At 61.7% G+C, this 18,139-nt stretch carries 19 protein-coding genes and 1 riboswitch; of the genes, 13 read left to right on the plus strand and 6 right to left on the minus strand.

The genetic code is table 11. From position 1 onward, the window contains the following. Positions 1-51 precede the first annotated feature (51 nt). Genes ABW043_RS18250 through ABW043_RS18260 form a run of 3 tightly spaced genes read left to right on the plus strand, consistent with a single transcriptional unit; the run spans position 52 to position 3,301 of the window. On the plus strand, positions 52-633 hold the full coding sequence (locus tag ABW043_RS18250) for an ABC transporter ATP-binding protein (RefSeq protein ID WP_353922623.1): 582 nt from the start codon (positions 52-54) through the stop codon (positions 631-633). Beyond that, on the plus strand, positions 630-1,430 hold the full coding sequence (locus ABW043_RS18255) for an ABC transporter permease (protein ID WP_353922624.1): 801 nt from the start codon (positions 630-632) through the stop codon (positions 1,428-1,430). Before ABW043_RS18250 ends, ABW043_RS18255 begins: the two co-directional genes overlap by 4 nt. Beyond that, positions 1,427-3,301 carry an ABC transporter ATP-binding protein gene (locus tag ABW043_RS18260; protein WP_353922625.1) on the plus strand — a complete coding sequence of 625 codons (1,875 nt, stop codon included), beginning with the start codon at positions 1,427-1,429 and terminating at the stop codon, positions 3,299-3,301. Before ABW043_RS18255 ends, ABW043_RS18260 begins: the two co-directional genes overlap by 4 nt. On the opposite strand, the gene ABW043_RS18265 is transcribed toward ABW043_RS18260, so the two are convergent. The 3 genes from ABW043_RS18265 to ABW043_RS18275 all read right to left on the minus strand — a co-directional run bounded on the left by ABW043_RS18265 (position 3,298) and on the right by ABW043_RS18275 (position 6,171). After that, on the minus strand, positions 3,298-4,221 hold the full coding sequence (locus tag ABW043_RS18265; protein ID WP_353922626.1) for an ABC transporter substrate-binding protein: 924 nt from the start codon (positions 4,219-4,221) through the stop codon (positions 3,298-3,300). The genes ABW043_RS18260 and ABW043_RS18265 overlap by 4 nt on opposite strands. Positions 4,222-4,223: 2 nt before the next feature. Then, positions 4,224-5,111, minus strand: a complete 888-nt coding sequence (locus tag ABW043_RS18270; protein ID WP_353922627.1) for an ABC transporter substrate-binding protein — start codon at positions 5,109-5,111, stop codon at positions 4,224-4,226. Positions 5,112-5,184: 73 nt separating this feature from the next. Then, positions 5,185-6,171 carry an iron-siderophore ABC transporter substrate-binding protein gene (locus ABW043_RS18275; RefSeq protein WP_353922628.1) on the minus strand — a complete coding sequence of 329 codons (987 nt, stop codon included), beginning with the start codon at positions 6,169-6,171 and terminating at the stop codon, positions 5,185-5,187. 79 nt (positions 6,172-6,250) lie between these two features. Here ABW043_RS18275 and ABW043_RS18280 point away from each other — a divergent pair, with 79 nt between their 5' ends. The 3 genes from ABW043_RS18280 (at position 6,251) to ABW043_RS18290 (ending at position 8,935) form a co-directional block, all read left to right on the plus strand. Further along, positions 6,251-7,288, plus strand: a complete 1,038-nt coding sequence (locus ABW043_RS18280) for a FecCD family ABC transporter permease (protein WP_353922629.1) — start codon at positions 6,251-6,253, stop codon at positions 7,286-7,288. Then, positions 7,285-8,343, plus strand: coding sequence for a FecCD family ABC transporter permease (locus tag ABW043_RS18285; protein ID WP_353922630.1), 1,059 nt, complete (start codon positions 7,285-7,287; stop codon positions 8,341-8,343). The genes ABW043_RS18280 and ABW043_RS18285 overlap by 4 nt, the downstream gene beginning before the upstream one ends. 190 nt (positions 8,344-8,533) lie before the next feature. Next, entirely contained in the window at positions 8,534-8,935 is a 402-nt protein-coding gene (locus tag ABW043_RS18290) for a VOC family protein (protein ID WP_353922631.1), read from the plus strand. A gap of 164 nt (positions 8,936-9,099) precedes the next feature. On the opposite strand, the gene ABW043_RS18295 is transcribed toward ABW043_RS18290, so the two are convergent. The 3 genes from ABW043_RS18295 to ABW043_RS18305 form a co-directional block, all read right to left on the minus strand. After that, a complete protein-coding gene (locus ABW043_RS18295; RefSeq protein WP_353922632.1) occupies positions 9,100-9,522 on the minus strand; it encodes a DUF1284 domain-containing protein in 423 nt (140 codons plus the stop codon). After that, positions 9,519-10,097, minus strand: coding sequence for a biotin transporter BioY (locus ABW043_RS18300; RefSeq protein ID WP_353922633.1), 579 nt, complete (start codon positions 10,095-10,097; stop codon positions 9,519-9,521). The genes ABW043_RS18295 and ABW043_RS18300 overlap by 4 nt, the downstream gene beginning before the upstream one ends. Positions 10,098-10,207: 110 nt before the next feature. Beyond that, entirely contained in the window at positions 10,208-10,825 is a 618-nt protein-coding gene (locus ABW043_RS18305) for a GntR family transcriptional regulator (protein WP_353922634.1), read from the minus strand. Positions 10,826-11,008: 183 nt separating this feature from the next. Continuing rightward, positions 11,009-11,121, plus strand: a riboswitch (TPP riboswitch). Between ABW043_RS18305 and ABW043_RS18310 the strand changes: the two genes are divergently transcribed. From ABW043_RS18310 to ABW043_RS18340, 7 genes are all read left to right on the plus strand, one after another. Next, positions 11,112-11,720 carry a YkoF family thiamine/hydroxymethylpyrimidine-binding protein gene (locus tag ABW043_RS18310; protein WP_353922635.1) on the plus strand — a complete coding sequence of 203 codons (609 nt, stop codon included), beginning with the start codon at positions 11,112-11,114 and terminating at the stop codon, positions 11,718-11,720. (Overlaps the previous riboswitch by 10 nt.) 11 nt (positions 11,721-11,731) lie before the next feature. After that, on the plus strand, positions 11,732-12,532 hold the full coding sequence (locus ABW043_RS18315) for an ABC transporter permease (RefSeq protein WP_353922636.1): 801 nt from the start codon (positions 11,732-11,734) through the stop codon (positions 12,530-12,532). Continuing rightward, positions 12,529-13,278, plus strand: a complete 750-nt coding sequence (locus ABW043_RS18320; protein WP_353922637.1) for an ABC transporter ATP-binding protein — start codon at positions 12,529-12,531, stop codon at positions 13,276-13,278. Before ABW043_RS18315 ends, ABW043_RS18320 begins: the two co-directional genes overlap by 4 nt. A 2-nt stretch (positions 13,279-13,280) precedes the next feature. Further along, positions 13,281-14,288 carry an ABC transporter substrate-binding protein gene (locus tag ABW043_RS18325; RefSeq protein WP_353922638.1) on the plus strand — a complete coding sequence of 336 codons (1,008 nt, stop codon included), beginning with the start codon at positions 13,281-13,283 and terminating at the stop codon, positions 14,286-14,288. 245 nt (positions 14,289-14,533) lie between these two features. Continuing rightward, positions 14,534-15,610, plus strand: coding sequence for a LacI family DNA-binding transcriptional regulator (locus ABW043_RS18330; protein WP_353922639.1), 1,077 nt, complete (start codon positions 14,534-14,536; stop codon positions 15,608-15,610). Further along, complete coding sequence (locus ABW043_RS18335) at positions 15,607-16,875, plus strand: sugar ABC transporter substrate-binding protein (protein WP_353922640.1); 1,269 nt, start codon at positions 15,607-15,609, stop codon at positions 16,873-16,875. Before ABW043_RS18330 ends, ABW043_RS18335 begins: the two co-directional genes overlap by 4 nt. 74 nt (positions 16,876-16,949) lie before the next feature. After that, complete coding sequence (locus ABW043_RS18340) at positions 16,950-18,032, plus strand: carbohydrate ABC transporter permease (protein ID WP_353922641.1); 1,083 nt, start codon at positions 16,950-16,952, stop codon at positions 18,030-18,032. Positions 18,033-18,139 lie beyond the last annotated feature (107 nt).

Below are 18,139 nucleotides of genomic sequence, written 5' to 3' on the forward strand. Positions count from 1 at the left end.
AGCAAACGCTACTTATTGCTACGAAGCCGGGCGACTGGCAACGGGTTTGTCATGGCAAAACTCCTTAAAGCTCAGGCACTGCAATGGAACCACATCGGCCCGTGGAGTTTCCGGGTTGAGGCCGGGCATTGCCTTGGCATCACCGGACCATCGGGCGTCGGAAAAAGCGTTCTGCTCAGAATCCTCGCGGATCTGTTGCCCCACCAGGGCGAGGCTGAGGTGGATGGGGTCGCCTGCTCCGCTATGCCGGCGCCGACATGGCGCCGGACGGTGCGCTATTGTGCGGCTGCTTCGGGCTGGTGGGCAGATACGGTCGCGGAGCACTACACCGATATCGGTGCGGCAAAGCTAAACGCCGGTCAAATCAGCCTGACGCCGGATCTGTTTGACAAAAATCCGGCTCAACTCTCGACCGGTGAACGCCAGAGGATGGCGCTGCTCCGGTCCCTGGAAAACGATCCGGGCTTTTTGCTCCTCGACGAACCAACGTCAGCACTCGACGCGACGACGACAGCAGAGGTCGAAGCGTTGATCGCCGGAAAAATGCGAAACGGCATGGGCGTGGTGCTGGTCTCGCACGATGGCGGGCAGTTGGAACGGCTATCCAGTTCCATCCTCGAGATGCGCAAATGAGCACGGGTTTCAGCACGCTTGAACTGATCGTGGCGGCTATTCTGGTTGTAGCGAGCGCCGGCCTGTCGCTGGCGCTAAAGCTGGGTATTCATCGCTCCATGCTGATATCAGCCGCGCGCATGGTGGTGCAGTTGCTGATCGTCGGGCTCCTCCTGCGCAGCATTTTTGCGATGACCAATCCATGGATCACGGCCGGGCTTGTGGCACTGATGATTCTCGCGGCCAGCTATGAGGTCTCCGCACGCCAGCAGCGCAAGCTTGCTGGTGCTTGGAATTTCATCGTCAGCGGCGCTGCGGTCAGCGCTTCGACTTTGTTCGTCTCGCTTTTTGCCCTGACCAGTGTTGCAATGACGCAGGATTGGACAGCGCCGCAGGTTGCCATTCCAATTGCCGGCATCGTGCTCGGAACATCGATGAATGCGGCCAGTGTGGGACTGACCGCGCTGATGGACGGCCTTGTCGCAGACCGAGACGCCATTGAGGCGCGGCTGGCGTTGGGTCATAGCAAGCGACAGGCCGTGCAGAAACTGATGCAGCGCGCGGCACACACCGGCACGATCAATGTCATCAACCAGATGGCCGGGGCCGGGATCATCACGCTACCCGGGATCATGAGCGGGCAGGTCTTGGCGGGACAAGATCCGCTGATTGCAGCGCAATCGCAGATTTTCCTGATGCTTTTGCTCGGTGCGGTATCAACGGCCAGCATCGTCATTGCCATCACACTGGCGCTCGGACGATTGACCGACGAGCGGCACCGGCTGCGTCTCGACCATTTGCAGGGAGCCGTCGGATGAGCGACAGACGAAATCCGATGCAGGCGGTCAATGGCTGGTTCGCAGGCCTGCTCGATCCGTTCCGCCAGCGGCAGGACCATGAGCCGCCGCCCGAGATACTGGGCTTTTTCTGGCACTATCTGCGCCAGGCCAAGGTGCCATTCGGTGCGCTGCTCGTCGCCAGCGGCGTGGTCGCACTGATCGATGCCGCGGTGTTCTACTTCGTCGGTCGCCTGGTAGACCTCCTGTCCGCAGCAAACCCGGCGAGCGGCTGGCAAGGGCTGATTGCCGGTCACGGTTGGGAATTGTTCGCCATGGCCGCGGTAGTCCTGGGCGGTCGAACACTGTTTTCGTGGCTGCTGATCGCGCTTGAAAGCATCACCATTTCGCTCGGCTTCCACAGCATGGTGCGCTGGCAGGCCTGGCTGCACGTGTCACGCCAGAGCATGACCTACTTCAACAATGACTTTGCCGGTTCGATCGCTCAAAAGGTCTGGCAGAGCGGCCCGTCTGTTGGCGATTTTTCGATCAACCTGATCCAGACCGGCTGGTACATTGTGGTCTATACGGCGACGACGCTGGTGATGGTGGCAACACTCGACTATCGACTGGCGCTGATCGTGGCCTTGTGGCTTGGGCTCTTTGGGGTGATCGCGTGGCGATCCCTGCCCCGCATCCGCCGCTACACGGCAGAGACCGCCGAGGCCAATTCCGCGCTCCATGGCACGGTCGTCGATGCCTTTTCCAACATCACGACGCTCAAGCTCTTTGGGACGGACACGCACAATGACGGGCATATCCGTCGCGGTTTTGACCGGTTTCTGGAGGCCAGCCGGCGCGGGGCCAGTACGGTTACCAATGCCTCGGTGACAGCTATTCTGCTTTCAGGGCTCGCCATCATTGCGGCGGCAGCGCAATCGATCGATCTCTGGGCCAACGGGCTGATGACGACGGGAGCCGTGGCGTTTACGCTCGGACTGCTGCTGCGGCTTAACCAGATGCTGCTGGGCCTGCTCAATCAGTTCAACGTCATGATGCGCAATTTTGGGGTGGCGCAGAACTCGGCGACAGGCGTGGCGCGGCCGCACGGGGTGATCGATGCTCCGAACGCCAAACCGCTGCAGATCAGCAAGGGCGAAATCCGCTTCGAGCAGGTTCGCTTCTGCTATCATCCGGGGCGTCCAATCATTGAAGGCTTTGATCTGACGATTGCACCAGGCGAGCGCGTCGGCGTTGTCGGGCGTTCTGGCGCCGGCAAGTCCACGCTGATGAACCTGCTGCTGCGCTTCTATGATCTCGATGCCGGACGCATCCTCATTGATGGGCAGGACATCGCCCAGGTCATGCAGGAAAGCCTCAGGACGAGCATTGGCGTTGTCACCCAGGATACATCCCTGCTGCATCGCAGCGTGCGAGAAAACCTGGCCTATGGGCGCCCTGACGCGACGGAGGCCGAGGTCGTCGAGGCTGCGCGCGTTGCACAGGCGCATGACTTCATCGGCAATCTCACCGACTTCAAGAAGCGCGGCGGCTATGAGGCCTATGTGGGAGAGCGGGGCATAAAGCTCTCGGGTGGGCAGCGGCAGCGGGTTGCTATTGCACGGGTTCTGCTGAAGGACGCGCCGATCCTGTTGTTGGACGAAGCGACTTCGGCTCTCGACAGCGAGGTCGAGGCTGCCATTCAGGCACAGTTTGAAATGCTGATGCGCGGCAAGACGGTGGTCGCCATCGCCCATCGGCTTTCCACCATCGCGGCGATGGATCGGCTGGTGGTGATGGAGGAAGGACGCATTATTGAACAGGGCAGCCACCAGCAATTGCTGGCGGCCGGCGGGCGCTATGCGAGCCTTTGGAGCCGGCAGTCCGGCGGATTTCTGGCCGAGGAAGACTAGCCGAGGAGCGCGGACTCGATGCCATCGAGCACGATGTCGGCCGCCGTCGGGGCAACCATGGTGTACCAAGGCTCGATGACAACCTCGCGCGCATTTCCAGTGCGGACGGCTTTGAGCTTGGGCCAGGTTTCGGCGATCGCTGCCCGCGCCTCTCGTGCAATCGGGTAATCGATTTCGGCGAAAAATAGCCAATCGCCATCCATGTCAGCGACTTCATTCGGCGTGAGCTTGCGGATGATGGCATCGAAGCGCTGGGACGCCGGACGCAGGAGGCCCAAATCTTTTGCGATGGTGCCGACAAACGCCCTCTCGCCGTAAACTTCCAGCCCCTTGGGCCCGATGCGGGCGAAGGAGATTTCGTCGCCACTGCGTCCGGCTGCGGCGAGACGCTGGCGCAGGGCGCTGGCACGGGAATGATAGCCGGCCATGATGCGGGTCGCCTTTTCGCGCTCGCCCAAAAGCTCGGCGAACAGCCGAAAATCCTGCTTCCAGTTGTAGCCGTAGCCTTCTGTGAGAAAGGTTGGCGCAATGGCATTGAGCTCGTTGAAGGCGCGGCCATGGGCGCCGGCCGCGGTTCCGACGATGACGTCTGGTCTGAGAGCCGCAATCGCTTCGAAATCAAGTTGGGTGCGGGCGCCGACAGGCTTGATCGCCGCTATGGCCTCTGCATGTTCGGGAAAAGCCTCGGCGAGATAGGCCGGCACGGGCGCGGGGAAGCCGTTGATGGTCGTGCCAACCGGCACCGTACCGAGATTGATGGCCTGATCCAATTGACCTGTTGCCAACGTGACAACGCGCTTCGGACGCGTAGGCACGGACATCGTGCCGAAAAAATGGGTGACCTCGCGCGGAAAGACACCGTCCGCGGCAGTGCTGCCCTTGCCCTCTGGCACTTCGGTCGGAGCGGTAAAATCGGACATGTCTATTCCTTGAGGAGGCCGATTAGCTGATCGAGTACGATCCGCGCTGCAGCTGCGCCGGCATTGTTGAAGAAGGGTTGGTAGTCGACTTCGACGGCGCGGCCCTCCCGCACGGCCTGCAGGTCTGACCACCCCGGCATGGACCTGATCATGTCGAGCCCATCACCCTGGCCCGCATAGACAATCCAGTCGGCAGTAACGGCCTCTATTTCGTGGGGCTCGATGTTGCGCGAAGTTGCCTCAAAGCTTTGCGCCTCCGGACGCCGGAGGCCGAGACCATCGGCAATCGTGCCGACGAAAGACTGGCGCCCCATGATTGTCAGGCGTTTGCCATTGGACTGGATAAAGGACACAGTTTCCTGGCGGGGATTGGCGGCCGCACTATCGGCATGGAAGCGATCGAGAAATGCCTGAGCTTTTTCGATGCGCCCCAGAGCATGGGCCATCAGCAGGAAATCCACCTGCCAGTTGAAACCCTTGCCGCGCGTGACGACGACGGGAGCAATTTGCAAGAGGGCGGCGTAATTCTCCTGCCGGTCGCCGGCGAGATTCATGAAGATCAGGTCGGGTTTGAGGGCGCGGAAGACGTCGAGATGCGGCGCCTTGCGATCGCCGAGATCGGTCAGGCTGCCGAGCTCTCGCGCCAGATGGGGATGGATATGGGTCAGGTAGGGCTCGAAAACACCCGTTCCATGCCCCTGTGTCGCTGCCACCGGCACCACGCCAAGCGTGGTGGCGCAATCGAGTTGGCCGGTAGAAATCACCGCGATACGGCGCGGCTCGTTTGCGATCAGCAGTTCTCCGGCCTCATGTCGGAGCTGGCGTGGAAAAACGCCGTCTGCGGCGTCGCTGCCGGTGTTGGAGAGACTCGTAGGAGCGAGTGAAATCATCGATGCTGATCCGGGAAAATAGAAAGAGGCGGGACCGCGAAAGCCCCGCCCCGATGGGTCATGACGACGACGATCAGTTGATCGTTGCCGAGATCTTGTCGAGCACGATGCGGGCGGCGGTCGGGCCGGCATTGAAGAAGAAGGGGTCGAAATCGACCTCTACCGCATGACCGGCGGCAACGCCTTCAAGCGTGCTCCAAAGCGGAGCTTCGGTGATCACCTTGATGCCATCGCCGCGGCCTGCGTAGAAGATCCAGTCGCCATCGGCCTGGTCCAGCAGTTCGGTGCTGATGTCCTCAGAGGTCTTGGCAAAGGTCTGGCTGTCCGGACGAGCTAGGCCCATGTCCTCGGCAATGCTACCGGCGAAGGACGGCACGCCGAAGATGCGCGTGCGGTCGCCAGTCGACTGGATGAACGACACCGTCGGCGGATTGGCAGCAACCGACGCGGAAAAGGCGTCCGCATCGGCATGATACTGGTCGAGGAAGGCCTGGGCCTGCTCGCGACGGCCGAGCGCGTCGGCCGTGAGCAGGTAGATGACCTTCCAGTTGACGCCAGTCGCATTGGTCACGACGGTCGGCGCAATCTTGGACAGGATTTCATACTGGGCTCGCTCTTCCGGCGTGTCCTCGGCGGCATTGACGAGGATCAGGTCAGGGCGAGCTTCGGCAAGGGCTTCAAGGTCGATCTCGAGGCGAAGGCCGAGATCGAGAACCTCATCAAACTGCGCAGACAGATCCGGGTAGGCCGTAACGAGATAGGGATCGACGAGACCCGACTGCCCATTGCCACGTGTGGTCGCGACCGGCACGACGCCCGCAGCCAGGGCGCTGTCGAACTGGCCAGTCGAAATGATCGCCACCCGCTTGGGCTCGCTGGCGAGCGTCGTTTCGCCCAACACATGCTTGATCGTGCGCGGGAAGACGCCATCGGCGGCGCCGCTACCCAGATCAACCAGGGCGCGCGGCGCAGTGTGGATCACATCCTGCGCTAAGGCAGGCAGGCCGAGCGCCAGGATGGCGAGGGGGATGGCGGCAAGGCCGCGGAGAGAAATCTGCATGATTGTCCGCCCGGAATGTAGCAAGCGCTACAGTGTTATGATAAGGCGATTGTAATAGTCAAATTAAACATCGCTCTCCATGACCGCACCTTCCACCAGCTCGTCGCATGGACCATCCTCCCGTCTTCGGCGGTCAGCGGGGCTGTTCGCGCTGGTTGCGCTCCTGGCACTTCTGGTCCTTTGCAGCATCGGTGTTGGCGCGAGACCCATCTCGATTGATATCGTGTGGCGCGCGCTGGTTGCACCGGATGGTGGGCGCGACGCCATCATTGTCTGGCAATTGCGCATGCCGCGCACTTTGCTCGGCATTCTGGTCGGCGTTGGCCTCGGCCTTAGCGGCGCGATGATGCAGGCACTGACCCGCAATCCGCTTGCCGCACCGGGGCTCCTCGGCATCAATGCGGGCGCGGCCTTTTTCGTCGTCATCGCCATTTCTGTTTTCGGGATCACCAATTTTTCCGGCTATGTCTGGTTCTCCATGGCCGGCTGCGCGGCGACAGCGGCACTTGTCTACCGCCTCAGCGGCAATACCGGCTCTTCGGTGCAACAGGTGCGGTTGATCCTTGCAGGTGCGGCCATCTCGGCCTGCCTCGGCGCCGCGACCGGCATCATCACGCTCTACAATTCGCAGACGTTTGACTCCTATCGCTTCTGGGTTGTCGGCTCCCTGCAGAACCGCGTGCCGGAAGTTGCCTTCCAGGTTCTACCCATCATCCTCCTGGGTGCGGGGATGGTCGTTGCCTTGGGTGGCAGGCTCAATGCTTTGGCGCTGGGCGATGATGTCGGACGAGCTCTGGGCGTGCGGATTACCCAGGTGCGGGCGCTGAGCATGGTGGCCATTACGCTTCTTTGCGGCGGCTCGACCGCCGCGGCCGGCCCAGTCGGCTTTGTCGGCCTCATGGTGCCTCATGCCGTGCGGATGATCGTCGGACCGGACTGGCGCTGGATCTTGCCTTATAGCGTCCTTGCCGGACCGATCGTGGTGCTCGCCAGCGACATTGTCGGACGGATCATCGCGCCTCCGGGCGAACTCGAAGTCGGCATCGTCACGGCGTTTGTCGGCGCGCCAGTTTTGCTCTTCCTTGTGCTCCGCAAGACTCAGGCGTCGCAGCGATGACCGAAGCATCCCCCAAGCTCAATCGTACGACATGGCGCCCCCTGCCCGGCGTTGCCCTACCTTACCAACCGCGCTCATTGTGGCTTCTGGCGATCTCGCTGATCGCCATAACTGCACTTGTTATTGCGACGCTATTGACCGGGGAATTCACGCTTTCACCGTCCGGCGTCTGGCAGACGCTGACCGGTCAGCAGGACGACAGCCTTGCCAATCTCGTTGTGCTGGAACTGCGCCTCCCTCGCATTCTGGCTTGCCTTCTCGTCGGCTTGGCCCTGGGCCTTTCCGGCGCGATTTTTCAGGGCATGGCCCGCAATCCACTGGCCAGCCCCGATGTCGTCGGCTTCACCACCGGCGCCGCGACCGGCGTCCTGGTTCTGTTGCTGGTCGAAGGGTTTGCCGTCACCGCAAGCCTGTCGGTCGGCGCCATGGTTGGCGGCTTTGGCACGGCCCTGATCGTCTACCTGCTGGCCATGCGGCGCGGAGTTCATGGCCAACGGCTGATCCTCGTTGGCATCGCTATTGGCGCCATGCTGGCGGCGATCAATTCCTACCTCATCACCCGGGCCGAGCTGGAATCGGCGCAGGCCGCCCGCATCTGGATGCACGGAAGCCTCAATGGGGTGAGCTGGCCACAGGTTCTGCCACTGCTGCTCTGGTCATTGATCCTCGTGCCGGCGGCAATGGCTCTGTCGCGCCGGCTTGGCCTGCTCGAATTTGGCGACGATATCGCCGCCGGTCTCGGACTGCCGGTCAATCGCTCAAAGACGCAGCTCATTGTGGTTTCGATAACGCTTGCCGCCGCCGCCATCTCGGTTGGCGGACCGATCGGTTTTGTGGCACTCGCAGCGCCCCAGCTGGCGCGAAAACTGGCCGGAACCGGTGGCATCGCGCTGCTCCCATCCGCCGCCGTCGGTGCGACGCTCTTGCTTGCCGCCGATCTTCTGGCGCAACGCCTCCTGGCGCCTTTTCAGATACCCGTCGGCCTGCTGACCGGCGCGCTGGGGGGCGCCTACCTGCTCTTCCTCCTGTCGCGCGAGTGGCGCCGAGTGGACTAAACTGCCAAGTGTAGTCATTCGATGACGCTATCCAGCGTCATGGCGAGGTTCAGATCAGTCCGTTCAACTGCAAGTTCAAAGCCGCATCCTGTGAGTGGGGCATCGCCCGCTTACTGTCCGACCACGACCGCTGGACCAATGCGCAGGATATCCAAGTTGCCGGCGGCCATATCACGTAAAGGGAGACGAAATGCTCGATCATATTTTTCTGACCGTTGGCGATCTCGACCGCGCCATCGGATTTTACGAGGCGGTTTTACCCATACTGGGGATCAGTCGGCGCCTCGATTACGATGGCAATCAGGGCCCTGCCGGCCATCCGGACCTCAAGGGCTTTGGGGCCAATGGCCGGATATTTTTCTGGTTGCGGGTAGGTCAGCCGGCACCCAGCGCGGTGCATGTTGGCTTCGTGGCAGAGTCGGAAGAGATGGTCGACGCCGCCTATGCGGCCGCTCTGGCTGCCGGCGCAAAGCCAATCCACGCGCCGGGACCGCAGCTGCACTACGACCCGCGCTACTATGCAGCGCAGGTCACTGACCTCGACGGCTATTCGCTCGAGTTCGTCTACAAAAGCTGGCAGCACAAGGATTGATGCCAATGACCGCATCGCACCATTTCACGCGCCGGTCGCCTCCCTGTGTCTTCCTCGGGTGAACGGCGTCTGCCAGACAATCCTCCAGGGACCGGGGGTCTAAATGCGCCATGCGGGTGAGCGACTGAACGGTCCATACGACTGCCACAGCGCGATTTGCACATTCACCTTGTGATCGAGGCGCCGGCGAAATCGGCGTTTGCGATGGCTGTGCAAAGGTCGTTCCAATCGCAGCCCGCGCAGGCGGAGCGCGTTTTTGTTGACCGGAAAGCGGCCCGCCATGCGGCTAGGGTTTCGGCTCCGATTTCGATTATGGCGTCTGGTGCTACCGTGAGGTTGAACAGGTGCGCCATGTCGTCAGCCGCATGCCTGTCTCGTTCGCGCACACTGTCGCGCAGACAGTGCGCTGAATCGCCGGCCAGGAGCGGGGCGCAGATGTCGTCCGGGCCTTCGACAATCAGGATGTTTTCTCCTGCCGACAGCCGCTCTGCGATGGCGTCAAAGTTTTTCGTGAAATCGGCGGAGTATCCTTTGCCTACATAGGTCAGTAGGCAAAGGAGATGATGCGGGCGCAGACGGACGGTCATTGTGACTTTTGGGTCTTCCGACGGAAAAGGGCGTAGAGAAGAGCCGCGCCAAGGGCCGATTTGAAAAGGCCACCGACGAGGAAGGGGAAGACGCCAAACGTGAAGGCGTCATTGGGGCCGATGGACACGGCTAGCCACATTGCCCCAAGCGCGAGACACACCGCGTTTCCCAGGATCATGCTCACAAAGGCCAGTACCGGACGCTGACCGCTCCAGCCTTGCTCGGCGAGCCATCCGGTCAATGCCGCTGCCAGCGGAAAGGCGAAAAGATATCCGGCCGTCGGGCCAACGAAGTGATGTGCGCCAGCGGCGCCGCCAGAAAGAACGGGCATGCCCATGGCCGCTTCGGCCAACCACGCAAGGACCGTCAGGGCGCCGAGGCGCCAGCCATAGAGCGCACCGACCAAGGTCACCGCCAAAGTCTGCAGGTTTACCGGAACAGGGACCAGCGGCACCTCGACGTAGGACGCCGCGGCGAGGAAGATTGTTCCCGCAAAAACGGCGGCGGCCTGCCACAGAAGCGGCTTGTCCCGGAGATGGATCAAGGTGGAAGCGGCGGATTTGTCAGTGACCATTTGTGGCTCCATCTAAATTATAGATAATTTCTAATATCTATCGCTAAATGAATCCACGGCACGATCGCGCTGGCAAGAGCGAAGTCTTGGAAGCGAACAAAAAGATGGGATCAGCGGGGGGCGCGACCGCCCAACAGCACATGACGCTTGAGAATTGATCCTGCCTGCTCGACCTGCCCTGCTCGCAACGCAACCAGAATCGCGCTGTGATCCCTATCGGTTGGAGCCTCCCATTCTGCGCTCCAGCCGGAGAACAGGAACCGGGCGCTTGCCGTCTGCAGATCGTCGATCGCCTTGAGCAGCCTTGGCATTCCGCAGGGCGCAAGAAGAGTGCGATGGAAATTCCGATTGGCCTGCTCCCAGGCCTGGACGTCGGGAGCGCTATCGCCCTCGTCGTTTATTTCTTCCGCGTGGTCCAGGATTGCACGGGTGAGGTGGGGGGCAGCGTTTTGCAGGGCCAGCACTTCGAGTGCAGCGCGCATCTCGGCCACTTCCTTCACCTCGGCGCGGGAGAAGCCGGCCACGCGGACGCCCCGACGCGGCTCACTGACCGCCAGTCCTTGTGCCTCAAGGCGCCGAAAGGCCTCTCGCACCGGCACGTGGCTGGCGCCGAACTCCTCGGCGACATGGTCCTGACGCAACGGCGTGCCGGGCTCGAGCGCCCCGGAGATGATCCGACCGGCGAGTGTCTTTGCAATCTGGTTGGCGAGCGTGTCGTCTTTGGCCATGTATCTGAAAAGGTGAAATGAGATCGTTTGGACGAGTGCAAATTTCTCATACACCGGCAAGGATTAGCTTGCACGCCGTGATAGCGACGTCGTCGGCTTCTCGTGCGGGGGCCACGGCGGCACCCTGCCCCATGGCGTGAAACCAAGTGCTTGCATGACTGCAGATAACTCGCCTATGGTCGCGCCATTCCACAGGGGTGCTCCGTAGAGTCGGGGCTGAGATGGAGGCAGCAAGCCTTCGGACCCTACAGCTGATCTGGGTAATACCAGCGGAGCGAGGCGGGCTATGTTTTCTGGCGCACAGATTTCCCTTTATCCGATGGCTGACGATTTCGTCGGCATCATCATGAACGCTCTTTCCGCGCTCGATCCCTATCGTGATCGCCTGCGGATCGAGACGGACGATATTTCGACACTCCTGGTCGGACCGCCGGAAGTCTTGTTCCCGGCAATGCGCGACCTCTTCAGCGCAGCCGCGCGAACGGGTGTCCATTGTACCCTTTCGGCGGCAATTTCGCGCGGTTGCCCCGGCGAACCAGATGAGGCCATCTGCCAGTCCGGACATTTAGCCGGTCCAATGGCCTCCCTTGCCGAACGACAGAAGACTGCGCTGGCGGCGGTTGCGGATGCACCGACGATGGGCGTGTTCTCGGTCGCCCAGTTCTCGCTCTACGTCATGGGGCAAGGGAACCATATGGACGAGATCTATGGCTGCATCGACTTCCTGAAGAGCTCGGGCACCTTCGAGACGTCCAAACATTTCTGCACCAAGCTCAATGGCGATACCGGCGCCCTGTTCGCAACGCTGGAACAAGCCTTTTGCGGCTTTGGCCCACCCGAAGGGCACGTCACGATCGATCTCACGGTTTCGGCCAACAGCCCCAGCACACGCTAAGCGCGGAAGCCATGATGTCGATTGCATACGCACCATTGCGCGCTTTCGCGCGCCTTTCGCTCCATGCCGGTCCGGCCGTGTTGTCGGTCGCCACACTTTTCCTGGGCTGGGAAGCCTATGTGCACTTCTCGGACATCTCGCCGACAACATTGCCGGCGCCTTCCCGAATTCTGCTTCAGGCCTATGAGCAGCGGGAGGCGCTTGCGAGCCATAGCCTCGCGACACTCCAGGCCACGACTTTCGGGTTCACTTGCTCGCTGATTGCCGCGTTCCTGTTCTCGCTTCTGGTGGACTTCTTTCCGCTACTGCGACGCGCCCTGTTTCCAGTCTTCATCATCACCCAAACCCTGCCATTGGTCGCCATCGCTCCGCTGATCGTGCTGTGGTTCGGCTTTGGGCTCACGCCCAAGATCGTCTTGGTCGCCCTGGTGACGTTCTTTCCCATGCTGGTGGCACTGGTGCAGGGATACGCGGCCACTGACCGCGATTTGGAGGCGCTGCTCGCCTCAATGGGCGCCTCGCGGTGGCGCATCTTCGCCATGGCGCGGCTACCATCGGCCCTGCCCTATTTTTTCGCTGGGCTCCGGATCTCCATCACCTATGCGGTCGTCGGGGCGATCTTCTCCGAATATGCCGGCGCGGCCAGGGGACTTGGGATCTACATCCTCAACGCCAAGAACAATTTTCGCCCAGACCTTGTGCTGGCGGCGGTCTTTGTCAGCGCCACGCTGACCCTCGTGCTTTTCGGCGCCACCGTCTTGCTCCAGCGCGCCGCCATGCCATGGGCCCGGCTCGGGGAGAAGAACCCATGACCGCGCCCGGCCTGGAAATGCGGGGTGTGAGCAAGGCCTTTGATGGCCGAAGCGTGCTGGATCGGATCAGCCTCGTCGTACGGCCGGCCGAGTTCGTTTCCATCGTGGGACCGTCAGGGGCCGGAAAATCCACCATTCTCAATCTTCTGACGGGGGCTTTGGCTCCCGATGGCGGTGAGATCTTGTTCGACGGAATTCACCTCACACCCAGCCGTCAGCGCTTCGCGTTCATGCCGCAGCGCGATGCGCTGATGCCCTGGCGTCGCGTCATCGACAATACGACGCTTGGTCTCGAGGTGGCAGGAATGGCCCGAAGCGCCGCACGCGCCAAAGTCCGGCCCTTGCTTGCCGAGTTCGGACTCGATGGCTTCGAACGCCACTACCCAGCGCAATTGTCCGGCGGAATGCGCCAACGCGCCGCGCTCCTGCGGACCGTGGTGCAGGGCAAGCCCGTGCTGCTGCTCGACGAACCGTTCGGCGCCCTTGATGCACTCACCCGAACCCGAATGCAGCGCTGGCTGGCCGAGATGTGGACCCGTCATCGCTGGACAGTGCTCCTCATCACCCATGATGTGCGGGAGGCCGCGCTGCTCTCCGACCGAGTCTATGTGCTTTCCGCCCGGCCGGCTCGCATCGACCGCGTGATCGAGGTGCCACTGCCTCATCCCCGACCACCGGCTGGCTCGGCCACCCTAGCCGCCATCGAGTCCGAAATCCTGCAAACGCTCTTCAACAGCGAGGTTTAGTCATGCCGCTCTTTCGCAGTGCCGCCGCCCTACTCATTGCCGGCTTGGCCACAACTGGCCCTGTCATGGCGGAATCCGTTCCGGTGACCGTGGCGCTCGACTGGACGCCCAATACCAATCACATCGGTCTCTACGTGGCCGAGGCGAAGGGCTTTTACGAAGACGCGGGCCTCGATGTGCAAATCCTGCCCTATTCGGACACATCGGCTTCAACCCTCGTCGCCAACCGCGTGGCCGATTTCGGCGTCATCGGGTCCATTGGCCTCTTCATCCAACGCGCCGCTGGCGCCGATCTGGTTGCGACCTACGCGCTCGTTCAGACCGAAACAGGGCGCCTGGTGTTCAACGGCGACCGTCAGGATATCCAAAGCCCCAAAGACCTCGATGGCAAGACCTATGCAGGCTTCGGTGGCGCCTGGGAGGACGTCCTGCTGGGCACGATGATCCGCAACGATGGCGGCAAAGGCGAATATGAAACAGTCACCCTGGGCACTTCGGCCTACGAGGCGCTCTACAATGGTGCTGTAGATTTCACGCTCGAGGTTTACACCTGGGAGGGCGCGAAGGCAGAGCGCGATGGTCGCAAACAAGGCGCGTTTCGCTATGCAGATTTCGGCGTGCCGGATCAGCACACCAACTTCATAGGAACCAGCGGAGCCTATCTCGCAGAACATCCCGACAGGGCGAAGGCCTTCATCGGCGCCACGCAAGAGGGATATGCCTACGCGGTCGACAACCCGGACGAGGCCGCCGACATTCTCGTCGCGGCGAATCCCGATGCTGCCCTCGACCGTGATTTTGTCCGTGCATCACTCCAGGCTCTTATCGACGGCCACTATCTCAAAGCGGAAACTGGCGAGGTCGGAGTTATCAATCCGGCCAAAATGGACGCCGTGGGCAATTTCATTTTCCAGTCGGGCATCCTGAGGGATGGCGAGGGCAAGCCGCTGACGGATGCCCCTGATGTGTCGGCCTATTATTCCAACGATTACCTCAATACTCGGCCTTGAGCGCCTCGAGAACGGCAACGAATAGTTCGATGCCGTTCTGACGCCGCGGGCCGATTCAACCTGCCTTTTTGGGCGGATCATCAACAGAGCCAAGGATGGGATTGACTAAGAAATCATCAAATGCATAAATGACACCGATGTCATGACATCGGTGTCATTGTCGCCGGGGAGACATCGCGGCGGATCTGATTGCACGAACGCGGGAGGCGCGTTGTGTAAGAAAGGTTCGACCGAAGGAGGATCGCATGGCCACAATTTATGACGTAGCGAAAGCTGCGGGGGTATCGCCCAAGACCGTCAGCCGCGTGATGAACGGGGATGCGCCCGTCAACGAAAAGACGCGCGAAGCCGTCGAGGCTGCGATGGCCTCGCTCAATTATGTGCCGTCGAGCGCCGCGCGCACCATGCGCTCGCAGCGTTCCGGCCTGATTGGCATGATCACCGGCGCCATCAGCACCACCCACCAATTCGAAGATACCGGCCTGCCGGAAATCTACCTCGTGCAGGGCGCACAGCGTGTCATTGCGCAAAGCAATCGTACGCTGCTGATCGCTGACAGCGGCGGCCAGGCCGATCGCATACCCGCCCTCCTCCAGACGTTCCGCGAGCACCGCGTCGAGGGCGTGCTTTACGTCGCCGAATATCATCGCGAGGTGAGCCTGCCGGCCAATCTCCGCGATCGCCCCATCGTCTTGGTCAACTGCTTCGACGCCGAGGACACACCTGCCATTCTGCCTGATGACGAGGCCGGGCAGTTTGCGCTCGTGGACGGGCTGATCAAGCGCGGGCATCGCCGCATCGGCTATCTCACCCTGCCCGAGCAACAGATCGCCTCCGGCTTGCGCGTCGATGGCTATGTCCGCGCCCTCAAGAGCAATGGCATCGAATTTGACGAGCAGCTCGTGCAGGTCGGCGCGCTGCCGATCGCGGTCAATGAATTCGACCTGCTTTGGGATGCTCTCGATCGCGTCTTGCGCGCCGAACCGACGGTGATCTGCTGCGCCAACGACAAGATGGCGATGCGGGTCTATGGCCTGCTGCGCGAGCGCGGCCTCGCAATCCCGCGCGACATCTCGGTCGCCGGTTATGACAATTACCGCATGATTGCCGAGCACCTGCACCCCGGCCTCACCAGCGCCCAACTGCCCTACGCGGCGATGGGTGCGCTGGCGGCCGACAAGCTGCTGCGCATCATCAGCGGCACACAACGCCCGGCGGAACCCGCCCGTGAGCTCGTTTCCGGCCCCGTCGTCTGGCGCGACAGCGTCCAGCCGCGCGACGCCGCCATCACCCATCTATCTACCAGGAGGAAAGACACGTGAAATCCCTAAGCATTCTCGCCGCCACGCTGGCCTTCAGCACGGCCCTCAGCGGCGCCGCCTTTGCGCAGACGAGCCTGACCATGTGGTATCATGGCGCGGGCAGCACCGTGGAACGTGACCTGATCAACGGCATCATCACCGACTTCAACGGCTCGCAGGCCGACTGGAAAGTCTCGCTGCAGGAATTCCCGCAGGCTGCCTATAACGACTCCGTCGTGGCCGCCGCCGTTGCCGGCAATCTTCCCGATATCATCGACGTCGATGGCCCCGTGATGCCGAACTGGGCTTGGGCCGGCTATATGCAGCCGCTGCAGCTCTCCGAAGGCGCGCTCGACGGCTTCCTGCCCGGCGCCATCGGCGAATATAATGGCGAAGTCTATTCAGTCGGCCTCTGGGACGCTGCGGTCGCCATGTATGCCCGCAAGTCGACCCTCGAAAAGTTCGACATCCGCGTTCCGACGCTCGAAGAGCCTTGGACGCGCGAAGAGTTCGACGGCATCCTTGAAACCCTCAAGGCCTCGGGCGAGTTCGACTATCCGCTCAACCTCGGCATGGCCGACCAGGGCGAATGGTACCCCTATGCCTTCGCGCCCTTCCTCTGGAGCTTTGGCGGCGATCTCGTTGATCGCACTTCCTATGAAACCGCCGAAGGCGCGCTCAATGGCGACGCTGCGGTCGAATTCGGCGAGTGGTGGCAGAGCCTTTTCACCAATGACTATGTGCCGGGCACTAGCCAGGACATGGCGAGCCACGAAACCGGCTTCATCGATGGCGACTACGCGCTGCAGTGGAACGGCAATTGGGTGGCGGTGAATACCCTCGCAGCTCTTGGCGACGATGTCGTGTTCCTGCCCGCGCCTGATTTCGGCAACGGTCCGAAGATCGGCGGCGCATCCTGGCAGTTCGGCGTCTCCTCGACCTCGGCTCATCCCGATGGCGCCAGCGCCTTCATCGAATTCGCCCTGCAGCCGAAATATCTGGCCGCATTCTCCGATGGCATCGGCCTGATCCCCGCAACGGCTGAGGCTGCGGCCCTGACCAAGAACTACGCCCCCGGCGGCGCACTAGAGTCGTTCTACGCGCTCTCGGAAAAGCAGGCCATGCTGCGTCCGGTGACCCCGGGCTATGTGTTTGAGGCGCTCGAATTCCGCAAGGCGCTGTCGGACATCGCCAATGGTGCCGACGTCGTTGACGCGCTCGATGCGGCCACCGACGCCATCAACGCCGATATCGCGCGCAACAACAACTACGCTGTCGCGCAGTAACCTCTCCCTCCCGAGCACGGTCGGCCCGGATCACTCTGGGCCGGCCTCCCGGCACGTCTCAAAGGCAGTCGCACATGCGCCCCCATCGGTCCAAATCGCTGCAGTCCAATACGCTCGCCGGATGGCTGATGAGCGGCCCTGCCCTGCTGCTGATTACGCTCTTCCTGATCGTGCCGTTTCTGCTGGCCTTCTGGTTTTCCTTCACCAACCAGCGGCTGATCTCGCCCAATCCAACCCAGTTCGTCGGCACCTCGAATTTCGAACAGTTGCTGGGCGTTGGCGCCTTGGTGCTGGAGCCCGAAAAGGCCGAGGACGGCAGCCTCGTCGTCAGCGATAGCGGTGAACTCAGTTATCCGCGCGTGCGCGATTTCACCCGCAACAATCCCGACTTTCAGCACCTCAACGGCATGCGCGAATGGTTTGGCTGGGACTGGGGAAATTCCAAGGTTCTCGTGCTGGCCCGCGACCTGGTCTTCATGAAGGCGCTGACCAATACGCTGTTTTTCGTCGCGGTCGTCGCGCCCCTGCAATCGATTATCGCCCTGTTGCTGGCGCTGATGATCAACCAGAAGCTGCGCGGCATAAACATCTTCCGCACCGTCTATTTCATGCCGGTCGTGGTCTCGATCGTCGTCGTGTCGCTCCTCTGGCGCTTCATCTATGACGGACGCAGTGGGCTCCTCAACAACCTCCTCCAGTTCCTCTCCTTCGGCCATTTCCAGCCAATCGATTGGCTCGGCAATCCCGATACGGCCATGTGGGCCATCATCGTTATGTCGATCTGGCAGGCCGTTGGTTTCCACATGGTGATCTGGCTGGCGGGCCTCCAGAACATCCCGCTCACGCTTTATGAAGCCGCCGACATCGAGGGCGCATCGAGCTGGCAGAAATTCCGCTTCGTCACTTGGCCGGGCCTACGCAATACGGCCGTCCTCATCCTCGTCGTCATTACCATGCAGGCCTTCGCGCTCTTTGCGCAGATCGACGTCATGACCAATGGCGGGCCGCTCGATTCCACTCAGACGCTGGTCTTCCAGGCCGTGCAGCGCGGTTATGAGCAACAGAACATTGCCGGTGGCTCCGCCATCTCGGTGCTCCTCTTCCTCATGGTGCTCACGATCTCGCTGGTTCAGCGCTACGTTACCCGGGAGCGCTAAGAAATGGCCGCTGTCACTTCGCCCAATCAACGCCTCAAGATCAGCCTCAAATATCTGCTGCTGATCCTCGTCGCTCTGGTCTTTGTCTTCCCCATCGTCTTCATGGT

Origin of the sequence: Devosia sp. (assembly GCF_040509215.1) — a bacterium.
Taxonomy (GTDB): Bacteria; Pseudomonadota; Alphaproteobacteria; order Rhizobiales; family Devosiaceae; genus Devosia.

Coding starts and splice junctions, on each gene's coding strand:
- ABW043_RS18270 (WP_353922627.1), bottom strand. CDS start 5,111: ATGATTTCACTCGCTCCTACGAGTCTCTCCAACACCGGCAGCGACGCC.
- ABW043_RS18250 (WP_353922623.1), top strand. CDS start 52: ATGGCAAAACTCCTTAAAGCTCAGGCACTGCAATGGAACCACATCGGC.
- ABW043_RS18275 (WP_353922628.1), bottom strand. CDS start 6,171: ATGCAGATTTCTCTCCGCGGCCTTGCCGCCATCCCCCTCGCCATCCTG.
- ABW043_RS18280 (WP_353922629.1), top strand. CDS start 6,251: ATGACCGCACCTTCCACCAGCTCGTCGCATGGACCATCCTCCCGTCTT.
- ABW043_RS18300 (WP_353922633.1), bottom strand. CDS start 10,097: ATGGTCACTGACAAATCCGCCGCTTCCACCTTGATCCATCTCCGGGAC.
- ABW043_RS18305 (WP_353922634.1), bottom strand. CDS start 10,825: ATGGCCAAAGACGACACGCTCGCCAACCAGATTGCAAAGACACTCGCC.
- ABW043_RS18255 (WP_353922624.1), top strand. CDS start 630: ATGAGCACGGGTTTCAGCACGCTTGAACTGATCGTGGCGGCTATTCTG.
- ABW043_RS18320 (WP_353922637.1), top strand. CDS start 12,529: ATGACCGCGCCCGGCCTGGAAATGCGGGGTGTGAGCAAGGCCTTTGAT.
- ABW043_RS18290 (WP_353922631.1), top strand. CDS start 8,534: ATGCTCGATCATATTTTTCTGACCGTTGGCGATCTCGACCGCGCCATC.
- ABW043_RS18325 (WP_353922638.1), top strand. CDS start 13,281: ATGCCGCTCTTTCGCAGTGCCGCCGCCCTACTCATTGCCGGCTTGGCC.
- ABW043_RS18265 (WP_353922626.1), bottom strand. CDS start 4,221: ATGTCCGATTTTACCGCTCCGACCGAAGTGCCAGAGGGCAAGGGCAGC.
- ABW043_RS18340 (WP_353922641.1), top strand. CDS start 16,950: ATGCGCCCCCATCGGTCCAAATCGCTGCAGTCCAATACGCTCGCCGGA.
- ABW043_RS18295 (WP_353922632.1), bottom strand. CDS start 9,522: ATGACCGTCCGTCTGCGCCCGCATCATCTCCTTTGCCTACTGACCTAT.
- ABW043_RS18285 (WP_353922630.1), top strand. CDS start 7,285: ATGACCGAAGCATCCCCCAAGCTCAATCGTACGACATGGCGCCCCCTG.
- ABW043_RS18260 (WP_353922625.1), top strand. CDS start 1,427: ATGAGCGACAGACGAAATCCGATGCAGGCGGTCAATGGCTGGTTCGCA.
- ABW043_RS18330 (WP_353922639.1), top strand. CDS start 14,534: ATGGCCACAATTTATGACGTAGCGAAAGCTGCGGGGGTATCGCCCAAG.
- ABW043_RS18310 (WP_353922635.1), top strand. CDS start 11,112: ATGTTTTCTGGCGCACAGATTTCCCTTTATCCGATGGCTGACGATTTC.
- ABW043_RS18315 (WP_353922636.1), top strand. CDS start 11,732: ATGATGTCGATTGCATACGCACCATTGCGCGCTTTCGCGCGCCTTTCG.